The 13,540-nt window shown below is 69.1% G+C and carries 13 protein-coding genes; 9 read left to right on the forward strand and 4 right to left on the reverse strand.

Annotation, left to right across the window (positions count from 1 at the left end; all coding sequences use genetic code 11):
* Positions 1 to 1,008 (reverse strand): hydroxyacid dehydrogenase, encoded by a 1,008-nt coding sequence (locus tag BKN51_RS15315; protein WP_101608305.1) that lies wholly within the window; start codon positions 1,006 to 1,008, stop codon positions 1 to 3.
* Between the two features lie 181 nt (positions 1,009 to 1,189).
* Here BKN51_RS15315 and BKN51_RS15320 point away from each other — a divergent pair, with 181 nt between their 5' ends.
* The 9 genes from BKN51_RS15320 to BKN51_RS15360 all read left to right on the forward strand — a co-directional run bounded on the left by BKN51_RS15320 (position 1,190) and on the right by BKN51_RS15360 (position 11,026).
* On the forward strand, positions 1,190 to 2,518 hold the full coding sequence (locus BKN51_RS15320) for a sugar ABC transporter substrate-binding protein (protein WP_101608306.1): 1,329 nt from the start codon (positions 1,190 to 1,192) through the stop codon (positions 2,516 to 2,518).
* Positions 2,515 to 3,471 carry a carbohydrate ABC transporter permease gene (locus BKN51_RS15325; protein WP_101608307.1) on the forward strand — a complete coding sequence of 319 codons (957 nt, stop codon included), beginning with the start codon at positions 2,515 to 2,517 and terminating at the stop codon, positions 3,469 to 3,471. Before BKN51_RS15320 ends, BKN51_RS15325 begins: the two co-directional genes overlap by 4 nt.
* Positions 3,468 to 4,334: a carbohydrate ABC transporter permease gene (locus BKN51_RS15330; protein ID WP_101608308.1), complete on the forward strand. Its 867-nt coding sequence runs from the start codon at positions 3,468 to 3,470 to the stop codon at positions 4,332 to 4,334. The genes BKN51_RS15325 and BKN51_RS15330 overlap by 4 nt, the downstream gene beginning before the upstream one ends.
* A gap of 76 nt (positions 4,335 to 4,410) precedes the next feature.
* Positions 4,411 to 5,712: an alpha-L-fucosidase gene (locus tag BKN51_RS15335; RefSeq protein WP_101608309.1), complete on the forward strand. Its 1,302-nt coding sequence runs from the start codon at positions 4,411 to 4,413 to the stop codon at positions 5,710 to 5,712.
* 13 nt (positions 5,713 to 5,725) lie between these two features.
* Positions 5,726 to 7,168 (forward strand): polysaccharide lyase 6 family protein, encoded by a 1,443-nt coding sequence (locus tag BKN51_RS15340; RefSeq protein WP_101608310.1) that lies wholly within the window; start codon positions 5,726 to 5,728, stop codon positions 7,166 to 7,168.
* A 64-nt stretch (positions 7,169 to 7,232) separates the two neighbouring features.
* Positions 7,233 to 8,270 carry a LacI family DNA-binding transcriptional regulator gene (locus BKN51_RS15345; protein WP_101608311.1) on the forward strand — a complete coding sequence of 346 codons (1,038 nt, stop codon included), beginning with the start codon at positions 7,233 to 7,235 and terminating at the stop codon, positions 8,268 to 8,270.
* Positions 8,267 to 9,028: a sugar phosphate isomerase/epimerase family protein gene (locus tag BKN51_RS15350; protein WP_174720419.1), complete on the forward strand. Its 762-nt coding sequence runs from the start codon at positions 8,267 to 8,269 to the stop codon at positions 9,026 to 9,028. The genes BKN51_RS15345 and BKN51_RS15350 overlap by 4 nt, the downstream gene beginning before the upstream one ends.
* A complete protein-coding gene (locus BKN51_RS15355) occupies positions 9,025 to 9,657 on the forward strand; it encodes an SGNH/GDSL hydrolase family protein (protein ID WP_101608312.1) in 633 nt (210 codons plus the stop codon). The genes BKN51_RS15350 and BKN51_RS15355 overlap by 4 nt, the downstream gene beginning before the upstream one ends.
* Before the next feature lie 64 nt (positions 9,658 to 9,721).
* A complete protein-coding gene (locus BKN51_RS15360; protein ID WP_101608313.1) occupies positions 9,722 to 11,026 on the forward strand; it encodes a protein kinase domain-containing protein in 1,305 nt (434 codons plus the stop codon).
* A 32-nt stretch (positions 11,027 to 11,058) separates the two neighbouring features.
* On the opposite strand, the gene BKN51_RS15365 is transcribed toward BKN51_RS15360, so the two are convergent.
* The 3 genes from BKN51_RS15365 to BKN51_RS15375 all read right to left on the reverse strand — a co-directional run bounded on the left by BKN51_RS15365 (position 11,059) and on the right by BKN51_RS15375 (position 13,508).
* Positions 11,059 to 12,081: a LacI family DNA-binding transcriptional regulator gene (locus tag BKN51_RS15365; RefSeq protein ID WP_101608314.1), complete on the reverse strand. Its 1,023-nt coding sequence runs from the start codon at positions 12,079 to 12,081 to the stop codon at positions 11,059 to 11,061.
* Positions 12,082 to 12,726 carry a flavodoxin family protein gene (locus tag BKN51_RS15370; protein WP_101608315.1) on the reverse strand — a complete coding sequence of 215 codons (645 nt, stop codon included), beginning with the start codon at positions 12,724 to 12,726 and terminating at the stop codon, positions 12,082 to 12,084. It lies immediately after the preceding gene.
* A 77-nt stretch (positions 12,727 to 12,803) separates the two neighbouring features.
* Positions 12,804 to 13,508, reverse strand: coding sequence for an alpha/beta fold hydrolase (locus BKN51_RS15375; RefSeq protein WP_101608316.1), 705 nt, complete (start codon positions 13,506 to 13,508; stop codon positions 12,804 to 12,806).
* Between the last annotated feature and the right edge of the window lie 32 nt (positions 13,509 to 13,540).

A 13,540-nucleotide genomic window follows, 5' to 3' on the forward strand; every position in this document is an offset into this window, starting at 1 on the left:
CTAGGCCCGCAGGTGAGCCCGGTCCGGCGCGACCGCGTGCTGAAGCGGCTGGCCGAGCACGAACCGCCGCAGCTCGCGCGCGACGAGCTCGCCCATCCGCGCGCGTTCCGCGCCCAGCGCGCCCGCCAGATGCGGGGTGAGGACGACGTTCGGCAGCGTGTACAGGGGCGAGTCCGGCGCGGGCGGTTCGGGCCAGGTGACGTCGAGGATCGCCGTGAGGTCCGGCCGCTCGCCCAGCACGGGGACGACCGACGGCTCGTCGACCACGGCGCCGCGGGCGGTGTTGATCAGGGTCGCCCCGATGCCCATCCTGGCCACCAGCTCCCCGTTCACCAGCCCCTCGGTCTCCGGCAGCAGCGGCGCGTGCAGGCTGACCACGGCGCTCGTGGCGAACAGCTCGTCCAGCTCCACCAGCCGCACGCCGAGTTCGGCGGCGGCCGCGGCGTCGACGACGGGGTCGCTCGCGAGCACTTCCACGTCGAAACTCCGCAAATGGGACGCGACGAGAGCACCGATCTCACCGAGACCGAGGAGACCGACCCGGGAGCGGTACGCCCCGGCGACCCTCGGATCCGGCGGATAGGCCTTCCGTTCCCGGATCTCGCGGGAGATCCGGTGCACCTGCTTGAGTCCTAAGAGGACCTGGGCCAGGGTGAACTCGGCGACCGGGACGGCGTTCGCGGCCGCGGCGGACACGATCGGGAGCTCGCGAGCCCAGAACTCGGGCGTGGTCAGCGGCCGGACCGAGCCGGCGGCGACGAGGACGGCGCGCAGGTCCGGCGCGTGTCCCAACAGGACCGAGTCCAGCACCGGCGCCCCCCAGCCCGAGAGCAGGATTTCGACGCCTTCCATGGCCGCCGGATCCTCCGCCAGGCGCTCGCGGGTGAGCGGCTCACGCAGGTCCACCAGCGTCCCGATCTCCTTGCGCACCGCCTCGGGGTAAACGTCGTCGCGGCGGCGTTCCTCCATCACGAGAAGTGCCGTCGGGCGGTGTTGCAGCTCGGTCATCCCTACCTCCGTCGGCGACCATACATCGGATGCTTAAGCCGGTCCACGCGCGGTGAGTGCCACGCAGAGGCGAACCCGGCCGATTGAAATTCGTAATCATCGGACCATTGACCAGACGCCGGGAAAGCGCTTACCGTCCCACCGGAGTAGACAGCGTGGTCCACAGTGAACAGGAGATGCGATGCGGAAATCGCGGTGGATCGGCGTGGGACTCACTGTCTCAGCGCTGGTCCTTTCGGGCTGCTCGGCAGGCCCCGCCGGAACGAACGTCGCGCAGGACACCAAGGCACCCTTGGAACTGTGGACCCGGACGACCCCCGGCGGCGCCGGCGAGCAGGCCACCAAGCGGCTCGCGGAAGCCTTCGAGAAGGCGACCGGTTTCAAGGTGCAGGTCACCGCGATCTTCGACGACTTCGAAACGAAGCTGGCCCAGCGCGCCGCCCAGCGCGACCTGCCGGACATCGTGATGAACGACGTCACGCAGGTCGGCACCCTCAAGAGCCAGGGCCTCGTCCGTGAGGTCGAGCCGGGCAAGATCAAGCACGCCTCGGAACTCACCGAGCAGGCGCTGAAGTCCAACCAGACCCCGGACGGCAAGCTGTACGGCCTGCCTTACAGCGCACAGGCTTCGGCGCTGCTGATCCGCAAGGACTGGCGGGAGAAGCTCGGCAAGGCCGTGCCGCAGAGCTGGGCCGAACTGGCGGATCTCGCCAAGGCCTTCACCACCGGCGATCCCGACGGCAACGGCAAGAACGACACCGCCGGGCTGACCGCGACGCTGTCGACCAAGCGGGGCTACGCCTCCTGGTACTTCTCCAACTTCCTGTGGGCGGGCGGCGGCGACTTCATCACCGAAACCGGTGGTGGCAAGTACAAGCCGTCGATGAGCACGCCCGAATCCGTGGCCGCGGTGCAGTGGTTCCGCGACCTCGGCTGCAAGGACAACGTGATCCAGCCCGGTTCGGTCACCATGCCCACCCCGGCGACCAACGAGACCTTCGAAGCGGGCAAGGCCGGGATGTACGTCGTCGGCCCGTATCTGCTGCCGCGGTTCGACAAGTCGCTCGGCAAGGACAAGTACGAGGTCGTCCCGATGCCGGCGGGCGCCAAGAACGCCGACGTTCTCGCCGAGGGCCTCTCGATCTACATGATGGCGGGCTCGCCGAACCAGGCCGGGCAGGACGCCTTCGGTGACTTCGCGATCTCGACCGATGGCCAGAAGATCGGCATGGAGGGCGAATCGGCCTTCATCGTGCAGCTCCCGGTGAACAAGAACGTCGACATCACCCAGGTCCGCTCGGACCCGCGCTGGAAGACCTACGCCGACATCTACGCCAAGTCCGGCCACTACGCGCCGTCCATCCCGAACTGGACGCCGGTCCGTCAGGACACCGCCGACACGGTCAGCGCGCTCGTCGCCGACTGCAAGCTCGACACCAAGGCGGAACTGTCCAAACTCGACACCAAGCTCACCGCGACCTTGCAGCAACAGGGGATCAGCGCGTCATGACCGTAGATCACGCCAAGCCGGCGGCCGTCGGCGCGGACCGTCCCGCCGTGAAGCGGGCGCCCGCGCCGAAGGCCCGCAGGCGCAGCGACCGCGACGGGAAGTGGTGGACGCCGTGGTTTTTCCTGGCCCCCGCCCTGATCCTGTTCGTGTACTTCAAGTTCATCCCGATGATCACCGCGGTGACGATGTCCTTCCAGGACGTCCAGCCGTACCTGGGCAACCAGTGGGTCGGCGGGGAGAACTACAGCACCGTCCTCGGTGACGAGGCGTTCCACTCCGCGATCTGGCACACCGTCGTGATCGCGGTCGGGCAGACCGTGGGGTCGATGGTCATCGGCCTCGCGCTCGCCCTGCTGATGGAGGGCCAGAGCAAGCGGCTGAAGTTCCTGCGGTCGGCGGCGTTCCTGCCGGTGGTCGTGCCGATCGCGGTGGTCGCCGAACTCTGGCGGATCATGTACCACCCGACCGAGGACGGGATGCTCAACTCCATCCTCGGCATGGTCGGGCTGGGGCCGTCGGGCTTCATCAACGATCCCGACACCTCGATGATCTCGGTCATCATCACCGGGATCTGGCGCGGCGCCCCGTACGACATGATGATCTTCCTCGCGGGCCTGGCCGGGATCGACCGGGGGCTCTACGAAGCGGCCACTGTGGACGGTGCCTCTCGCTGGCGCAAGATCCTCCACGTCACGCTGCCGGGTCTGCGGTCGGTGTTCTCGATCCTGTTCGTCCTCGCGGCAATCCGCGGCCTGCGGGTGTTCACCGAGGTGTTCCTGCTGACCAACGGCGGGCCGAACGGCTCGACCGAGGTGGCGATGACCTTGATCTACAAACTCGGACTGGAACAGAACCGGCTGGGCGTCGGCGCGGCGGGAGCGGTCCTGCTGTTCCTCGCGACGCTCGTGCTGACCCTGTTCGTCCAGGTGCTCCGACGGAGGCGAGACGCATGACCGCGGCCAACGATTCGGCACTCGGCCTCGACGCCGTCAAGTCGCCGGGCGGACGGATCCTGAAGTACGCCGTGTACGCCCTGCTGCTGATCGTGTTCGCCGGTCCGCTGCTGGCGCTGCTGGTCAGCGCGTTCAGCGACGTGTCCGACCCGACGGCGCTGAGCGTCATCCCGTCGAGCCCCACCCTGGACAACTTCGGCATCGCGTTCGACCACGGCGTCGGGCTGTACCTGCTCAACTCGTTCCTGGTGGTCGGCTTCGGCCTGCTGCTGCAGGTCGTCATCTCGGTGCTGGCCGGATACGCGCTGGCACGCAAGAAGTTCCGCTTCATGACGTTCGTGCTGGTCGCGATCCTGGCGACGCTGATGCTGCCGGAGGAGATCCTCGCGATCCCGCTGTCGCTGATCCTGTCGGATCTGCCGGTGGTGCACATCAACCTGATCGGCAGCCTCGCCGGGATGATCGTGCCGCTCGGCGCGTGGGCCTTCTCGATCCTAGTGATGACCGAGTTCATGAAGGACGTCCCCCGCGAACTCGAAGAGGCCGCGCGGATCGACGGCGCCGGGGACCTGCGGATCTTCGCGCAGATCATCCTGCCGATGTGCAAGCCCGCGCTCGGCGTGATCGGGGTCTTCGGCTTCACGATGATCTGGGACCAGTACCTGCTGCCGATGCTGGTCTCGTCCGACGCCTCGACCTACACGCTGCCGCTGGCCCTGCGCACGCTGCGCATCGACGCGGACGTGACGCCCGGCGTGATCATGGCGGCGTCGCTGCTGGCGCTGCTGCCCTCGGTCGCCGCGTTCCTGTTCTTCCAGCGTTCGTTCGTCCGCGGCCTCGCCTCGGGCGCGCTGAAGGGCTGACCCACCATTCTCAGCGCCCTGCCGAGTTCGATCGCGATCGCGGGTTCACCGAAGAAAATCAAGGAGCGATCCTGAAGTGAGTTCCACCGCCTGGTTCACCCACGACCGGTTCGGGATGTTCGTCCACTGGGGACTGTATTCGCTGGCCGCCCGGCACGAATGGGTGCAGAACCGCGAAAAGCTGACCGACGAGCAGTACCGCGTCTACTTCGACCACTTCGAGCCGGACAAGTACGACCCGCGCTCCTGGGCGCGGGCCGCGAAGGGCGCGGGCATGACCTACGTCGTGCTCACCACCAAGCACCACGACGGTTTCTGCCTGTGGGACAGCGATCTCACCGACTTCAAGGTGACGAACACGCCCTACGGCAAGGATCTGCTCGGCCCGTTCGTCGACGCCTGCCGCGAAGAAGGCATCAAGGTCGGCTTCTACCACTCGCTGATCGACTGGCACCACCCCGCGTTCCCCGTCGACGGCACCCATCCCCGCCGTGACGACGCGGAGTACATCGCCGCGCACCAGTACGCCGACATCGCCGAGTACCGGCTCTATCTGCACGGTCAGATCCGCGAACTGCTCACCCGATTCGGCACGATCGACTACCTGTTCTTCGACTTCTCGTACCAGGGCCGCAAAGAATGGTGGGGCGGCAAGGGACCGGACGACTGGGACTCCCCCGGCCTGCTCGACCTGGTCCGCGAACTGCAGCCCGGCATCCTGGTCAACGACCGCACCGGCATCCCCGGCGACTTCATCACCCCGGAGCAGTACCAGCCGTCCGGGCCGATGACCCGCGACGGCGTCCCGGTGGTGTGGGAGGCGTGCCAGACCCTCAACGGCAGCTGGGGCTACGACCGCGACAATCTCGACTACAAGAGCCCCGAGCTGCTCATCAGGATGCTCGTCGACGGCGTGTCCAAGGACGGCAACCTGCTGCTCAACGTCGGGCCGAACGGCCGGGGCGAGATCGACCCGCGGGCACACGCGGTCCTCGCCGAACTCGGTCGCTGGATGGACCGGCACGAACGCTCCATCCGCGGTTGCGGTCCTTCCGAGTTCACCGCCCCCGCGGACGGTCGCTACACCCAGCGCGAAGACCGGCTGTACCTGCACCTCTTCAGCTGGCCGATGAACCACGTCCACCTGCCGGGGATGGCCGGTCGGGTGCGCTACGCCCAGTTGCTCGACGACGCCTCGGAAATCCGGCAGGTGCACACCGATCCGGGGCAGACCGCGCAGAACACGCAGATGGGCGGGCAGCCGGAAGGCACGCTCACCCTCAAGCTCCCCATCCGGAAACCGGACACCCCGGTCCCGGTGATCGAGTTGTTCCTGAACACAGAGAGCCCCGCCGCCGCCACCCTCCCCACCGATTGAGCACGGAGGCATCATGGATCGCAGAAAGTTCCTCAGCGGCGCCACTCTCGGCGCCGCGCTGATCACCGTCCCCTGGGTCACCGCGGGAACGGCGTCGGCCAAACCGCAGGGGCTGTGCGCGCTGAACGTCAGCTCGCTGACCGAACTGCAGAACGCCATCAACTCGGCCGCCGCCGGTGCCGTCATCACCCTGAACAACGGCACGTACACCGTGCCCACGGGCAAGCCGATCAGCATCAAGGGCAGGCGCGGCACGAAGGACAACCCGATCACCATCGTCGCGCAGTCCCGCGGCGGCGTGACGCTGAACGGCGAGCAGAGCTTCGTCTTCGACGACTCCACCGGTGTCACGATCAGCGGGTTCAAGTTCCGTCAGAGCACCACGATCGAGATTCCGCCGAACTGTTCGGTGATCCGCCTGACCCGCAACGACTTCCAGCTGGCCGACATCGAAGGCCTGCACTGGGTGATGGTCCGCGCCGACAAGAGCAAGATCGACCGCAACCACTTCCACCACAAGACCACGCTCGGCGTCATGCTCTGCATCGAGGGCGCGGACGAAGACAAGATGGCGTCGGGCGTCGAGGTCTTCCGGAACTACTTCTCCGACCACACCTTCCCCGGCGACAACGGCGGCGAGCCGATCCGGCTCGGTGTCAGCCCGCGTGCGCTGAGCACCGCCGGCGCCAAGATCGAGTTCAACCTCTTCGAACGCGCGAACGGCGATCCGGAGGCGATCTCGGTCAAGTCGTCGGGCAACTTCATCCGCAACAACACCATCCGGAACAGCCTGGGCGGCATCGTGCTGCGCCACGGGAACAAGTCCGTCGTCGAATCCAACTTCATCCTCGGCGGCAAGGAAGGCATCCGGATCTACGGCAACGATCACAAGATCGTCAACAACTACATCGCGGGCCTCTCCAGCAGCGCGCTGGTCGTCGGCAGCGGCTCCGTCCGGGACCACTTCCCGGGTGAGTCGAAGGAATCGAGGCGCGGCAACGACGCGGCGGACCGCGTGCTCATCGCGCACAACACGCTGCTGAACAACAGCGGCACGCTCTCCGGCGAGACCAAACGGACGATCGAACCGCGCGACTGCACGATCTCGGACAACCTCTTCGTCGGCAGCAACGGCGATCTGGTCGCGATGAGCACCACGGGCAACTTCACCTGGTCCGGCAACATCCTGTGGGGTTCGGGCGGGGACGGCAACATCCCGGCGGGCACCTTCCGCCGGATCGACCCGAAGCTCGTGCAGGGCACGGACGGCGTCTCACGGCTCGCCTCGGGCAGCCCCGCGATCGACACGGCGACCCTCGCCACGGCACCGGTCACTTTGGACATCGACGGCCAGGCCCGCGGCAGCAAGCGTGACGTCGGTGCCGACGAGTACTCGACGGCGGCCATCGCCAACCGGCCGCTCACCACCGCGGACGTCGGCCCCGCCGCTCCGTAGCGACCCGGGCTCACGCCGGCGGCCGTCCTCGCCGGCGTGAGCCCGTACCACCCGAGGAGGAACCATGCCGCAGCGTGCCGCGGGTTCGGTCACCCTTGCCGACGTCGCCCGTGAGGCGGGAGTGTCGCTCGCGACGGCGTCGAGAGCGCTCAACGGCGGGACCAGACAGGTCAGCGGGGGCCTGCGGGAATCGGTGCTGCGGGCCGCGGAACGGTTGCAGTACACGGCGAACGTGCCCGCGCAGGCGATGGCCCGCGGCCGCGGCAACGTCGTCGGGCTGCTGGTGCACGACATCGTCGACCCGTACTTCTCCTCGATCGCGTCCGGGGTCATGCGCGTGGCCGCCCGGCACGGGCTGACGGTCACCATCGCGAGCACGGAAAACCGCCCCGAGAAGGAACTCGAGTACGTCACGACGCTGCGCGGGCAACGGGCGCGCGCGGTCATCCTCGCCGGGTCGCGCAACGAGGACAGTGCCCTGCAACGGAATCTGACCAAGGAACTCAAGGCTTTCGAGGCCGCGGACGGGCAGGTCGTGGTGATCGGCCAGCGGAAACTGCCGTTCGACACCGTCATGCTGGAGAACCGGGCCGGGGCGGCGGACCTGGCCGGGCAGCTCGCCGCGCTCGGGCATCGCGAGTTCCTCGTCCTCGCTGGGCCACCTGGCCTGATGACCTCGCGAGACCGGGTCCTCGGCTTCCGTGACGGCCTCGCCCGGCAGGGCATCCCGTTGCCCGAGAGCCAGGTACTGCGCGCGGAGTTCACTCGCGACGGCGGTTACGCGGCGATGGTGAGGGCGATCGAGAACGACTTCCGCGGCTGTGTCTTCGCGGTCAACGACGTGATGGCCGTCGGCGCGATGGCCGCCTGTCGCGACCACGGCGTGCTCGTTCCCGCACATGTCGCGATCGCGGGATTCGACGACATCATCACCTTGCGCGACATCAGGCCTTCGCTGTCCACCGTGCGCGTCCCGATCGAGCGGATGGGCGAGCGGGCGCTCGACTTCATCCTCGACACTCGCGCCGACAACCCTCGCGTCCTGCCGATCACCGGCGAGGTCGTGCTGCGGGAAAGTACTCGACTGTTGGAGGGAAAATGATCCGCCCGGGACTGTGTTCGGTGACGCTGCGGCGGCTGGACGCCGACGAGGTCGCCCGCCGTGCCGAGGAGGCGGGGCTGCAGGTGATCGAGTGGGGTGCCGACGTCCATGTCCGCCCCGGCGACGACTGGGCGGCCGACCGCGCGTTCGAGGCCATGACACGGCACGGGCTGGCCTGCGATTCCTACGGATCCTACTTCCGCGCCACCCCGATGGAGGCCGGGAAGTTCGGTGACATCGCCGCCACCGCGGCCCGGCTCGGCGCCTCGCGAATCCGGGTATGGGCGGGCAAAGCGGGCTCCGCGGACGTCGACCCCGAAGAACGTGAGCAGGTCGTCGCCGGTCTCCGCGAGGCCGCCGACGTCGCGAACGAACACGGCCTGGAAGTCGCGCTGGAGTTCCACGGCGGCACACTGACCGACACCGCCGAATCGACGGTCCAACTGCTGGAGGAGGTCGGCCGCGACAACCTCGGCACCTACTGGCAGCCGCCGCAGGATCTTCCGGACGAGCAGGCGCTGGCGGGGCTGGAACTGGTCCTCGACCGGGTTCGCGCGGTGCACGTGTTCTCGTGGTGGCCCAGCAACGAACGGCACCCGCTGACCGCCAGGACGGAGCTGTGGACGCGCGCGTTCGGGCTGCTCGCGAAGACGGGACGGCCGCTCGACGCGCTGCTGGAGTTCGTCCCGGACAACGATCCGGACCTGATCCCCGGCGAGGCCGACTCCCTGCGCAAGCTGATCGAGGCGGGCTCGTGAGGTTCACCGAAGCCGATCGGCTGCTGTTCGCGGGCGATTCGATCACCGACTCCAGCCGCGACCGCGCCGATCCCGCGTCGCTGGGCAAGGGGTATGTCCGGCAGATCGCCGAGTTCCTGCCCGACGGCCCGGAAGTGCTGAACAAGGGACTCAACGGCAACCGGATCTACGATCTGGAAGCCCGCTGGACCACCGACGTCCTCGCGCTGCGCCCGACGGTGCTGACCGTGAAGATCGGCATCAACGACACGTGGCGGACCTTCGACCGCGGCCTGCCGAGCCCGATCGGGAAGTTCCGGGGCGCCTACCGCAGGCTGCTGTCAGGCGCACGACAGCACCTTCCGGCCGAGTTGTACGTGATCACCCCGTTCCTGCTGCCGGTCGAACCGGAGCAACACGCCTGGGTGGCCGATCTGGCGCCCCGGATCGAGGTCGCGCTGGAGGTGGCGGCCGAGTTCGGTGCTCGCCTGGTCCGCGCGGATCTGTTCATGCCGCGGGCGGCCGAAGAACACGGAGCCGCGACGCTGGCCCCGGACGGCGTCCACCCCAGCCCGCTCGGCCATCGGCTGCTCGCCGAAGCCTGGCTCGCGGCGGCCGGCGCGCCGGTCGAGGAGGCTCCGCGGCGCTAGCCGATAAAGTCGTCCCCGTGAACCGGACCGCCATCGGATCCGTGTTCGGCGCAAAGGGGGCGGCGTGACACGAGAAGGTGAGCTCGTCGCCGGGCGCTACCGGCTGGAGCGCAAGGTCGGCCGGGGCGCGATGGGCGTCGTGTGGCGGGCGCGGGACGAACGGCTCGGCCGGACGGTCGCGGTCAAGCAACTGCTGCCGGACAACTCGCCGGACGACGCCCCGTTCCGTTCGATCGTGCGCGCGATGCGGGAGGCCAGGGTCGCCGCGAGGCTCAAGCATCCGCACGCCGTCACCGTGTACGACGTCGCGGAGCAGGACGGAACCCCGTTCCTGGTCATGGAGTTCCTGCCGTCCCGGCCGCTGACGGACCTCCTCGCGGACGACGGCCCGCTCCCGGCGGGCCGGGTGGCGGAACTCGGCGCGCAGATCGCCTCGGCGCTGGCCGCGGCCCACGCGGACGGGATCCTGCACCGGGACGTCACGCCCAACAACGTCCTGATCACCGAGGACGGCCGGGCGAAGATCGCCGACTTCGGCCTGTCCCACGCCACCGGCGAAGGGACCATGACCGGCGGCGGCCTCGTCGTCGGCACTCCGGCGTTCCTCTCCCCCGAGGTCGCCGACGGCGAGGAGCCCGGCTACCCGTCGGACGTCTTCTCCCTCGGTGCCACGCTCTACACCGTGCTGGAAGGCGCGCCGCCGTTCGGCACCGACGGCAACCAGATCGCGCTCCTCAAACGGGTCGCCCGCGGCGAGATCACCGCGCCGCGGACCACCGGCCCGCTCACGGACGTCCTGCTGCGGCTGCTCCGGCGCGATCCCGCGGAGCGGCCGGACATGGCCGAAGCCGAGCGGATGCTCACCGCGGTCGCCGACGGCCGCCCGGCGATCCTGTCCGGCACGAAACGGCTTCCCGCGCCCACCCGCCGCTCACGGTTGCCGTTCGCCATCGCGGGCGGCGTGGTGGTGGCGGGTGGTGTCCTGGCGGGGATCCTCCTGTTCGACGGCGACACCCCCGAGGCTCCGGCGGCGGCACCACCCGCGAGCACCGTGGCGGAGAAACCGGTGTGCGAAGCGAGCTACGAGGTGACCAACCGCTGGCCCGGCGGCTCGGAGATCCGGGTGTCCGTGCGGAACTCCCAGGACACACGGCTCACCGGCTGGGAGGTGAGCTGGACTCTGCCGCCCGGGACCCGCATCGCCAATCTGTGGAACGGTTCCCTGGCCCAGGACGGCGATCGCGTCCGCGTGTCCGAACTCGACTGGAACGCGGTCCTGCCCGCCGGCGGGACGACCACCTTCGGCTTCATCTCGACCACCGGCGACGACGGCGGGGACGCGCCGGTCGCGGTGTGCCGGAGTTCCTGAGCCAAGGCTCGGGAACTATCGCAACCAGAGGACTACTTGCGATTGGTGGATTCCCGCGCGTTCAGCCGCACGGGCACCTCGATCCGGCGCGGCCCACCCTCCGGCGTGCCGCCCTCGATGAGGTCCATCAACGCCGTCGCCGCGCGGCCGCCCACCTCACGCGGGTGGACGAACATCCCGGTCACCTGCGGCGAAGTGAGCCGCAGCGAACCGCTGTCCACCGCGCTGCAGATCCCGAGTTCACCCGGGACCGCGAGCTGACGGCGACGAGCCTCGTGGAGTACGCCGAGGGCGAGGTTCTCCGACGTCGTGAAAACGGCGTCCGGGCACGCACGCCGGTCGAGCAGCCTGCCCAAGGCCTCGGCCGTGCCTTCGGTGGTCGGCGGTTCGTCGATCTCGGCCACCACCGGCTCCAGCCCCCGGTCCTCCGCCCAGCCGGTGTATCCCGCGACGAGGTCGGCCGCGTAGGAGCGGCTGGTGTCGGTGGTGATCATGGCCGGTCGCTCGTAACCGTTGTCCGCCAGGTGATCCAGCATCAGCCGGGCGGCCGCGACCAGGTCGTTGTCGACGACGACCGGTACCGGGCACGGCGCCGCCAGCGGGCGGCCGGTGGTGACCAGCGGCCGGTCGCGGCACCAGCCCGTGGCGAAGAACGGCTCGTCGCCGCGCGGGTCGACGAGGATGGCACCGTCGACGGCGAAGGCGTTCAGCCGGTCGAGATCGGCGTCCGGCGGTGTGAGAAGCAAGGCGTACGACCGTTTCGACGCGGTTTCGGCCGCCCCGTTGAGGACTTCGAGAAAGTAGTCCGAGTTCGGCACGAGCGCGCAAGCACTGCTCGCGTCGACCGAATTCGCGAGCTGGATCGCCAGGGTCCGGCTGCGCCGGGTGACCAACTGCTGTGCGTGGACGCTGGCCTGGTAGCCGAGTTCCGCCGCCGCCCGCGCGACTCGCCGCCGGGTGTCCTCGGAGATCCGGCCCTGCCCGCTGAGCACGTGGGACACGGTGGTGATCGAGACCCCCGCCGCAGCGGCGACGTCACGGATGGTCGGCGACACTCAGGCCTCCACGGGCGGTCCCCAAACGCGGTTCGGCCGGTCGGTGTCCAGCCGATAGTCGGTGACGTGGGCGTCGCCCAGCCTACGTCCGAGGTCGGCCGCCGCCTCCAGCGGCCGCGCGGGATCGCGCTCGACCTCGCCCCGGCTGTTGCCGACGCCGACCACGATCCCGGCGAGGTCCTGGCGCAGGTACCGGGTGAGCTCCTGGAACTGGGCTTCGAGGCCGAGTGTCGCGCCGCGGTAGCTCTCCTCGCAGGAGATCAGCACCGCGGCGCGTTTACCCATCAGTCCCGGCACGACCTCGGCGGTGTGCGGCGAACTGCCGGACGTGTAACAGAAGAGCCGGTCGAAGAAGGACTTGAGCCGCCCGGTCATGCCGTACCAGTGCAGCGGCGTCGCGTACACGATCGCCTCCGCCGGGAGCACGTGGTCGAACAGCAGGCGCTCGTAGCCGTCGGCGATCCCGCAGGACCGGTCGCTCAGCCGGCAACCGCGGCAGTCCCCCAGCGGCGACTCGACGAAATCGGAGAGGTGGGCGAAGCCGACCGTGTGCCCGGCTTCTTCCGCCCCCTTGGCCAGCGCCTGGGCGAGTGCCCAGGAATTGCCTTCACGACGCGGGCTCGAATCGAGCACCAAGACCTTCACGTGGTTCTCCCCGGAGAGACTGCAAAAACGCTTTTGCAGTCTCTCCGGCGGAGGTTTCCCCTGTCAAGCGGCCGAGGTCAGGCGACCTTGGCGGCCGCCGCGAGGATGACCTCCGCGACGACGTCCGGCCGTGACACCGAGACGGCGTGCGAGGCCTCGACCCGGGTGACCTCCGAACCGGCGCGCTCGGACATGAACGCCTGCGCGGCGGCGGGGATCGCGTGGTCCTGCTCGGCGATCAACGCCCAGGACGGCACGTTCTTCCACGCCGGCTCGCCGTCGAACGGCGTGGCGAGCGCGCGCTCGGTGACCGGACGCTGGGTGACCGCCATGACGTCGGCGGTCTCCGCGGGGACGTCGGCCGCGAACACGTCCGAGAAGCTCTCGGGCTTGATCGAGAGCTCACCCTGCGAGGCGAGGACGTTCGTGGTGTCCGGGCCGAGCTTGCTTCCCTCGAACCGGCCGGACAGCTCGAACACGCTCTCCCCCGCGTCCGGCTGGAAGGCGGCGATGTAGACGAGCGCCTTCACGTTCGATGCGGCAGCGGCCGCACGGCTGATCACGACGCCGCCGTAGGAGTGCCCGGCCAGCACGACGGGGCCGTCCACGCCGTTGACGACGTCGGCGACGTACTCCGCGTCGGACTCGATCCCGCGCAGCGGGTTCGACGCCGCCAGCACCCGGTAGCCCTGCTCGCGCAGCTTCGGGACGACGCCGTTCCAGCTGGACGAGTCGGCGAAAGCACCGTGGACCAGGACGACGGTGGGCTTCTGGTTGCTCATGGCGGCTCCTTCAGAGCTAGGGAGAATGATCG

This window comes from Amycolatopsis sp. BJA-103, from assembly GCF_002849735.1.
GTDB lineage: Bacteria > Actinomycetota > Actinomycetes > Mycobacteriales > Pseudonocardiaceae > Amycolatopsis.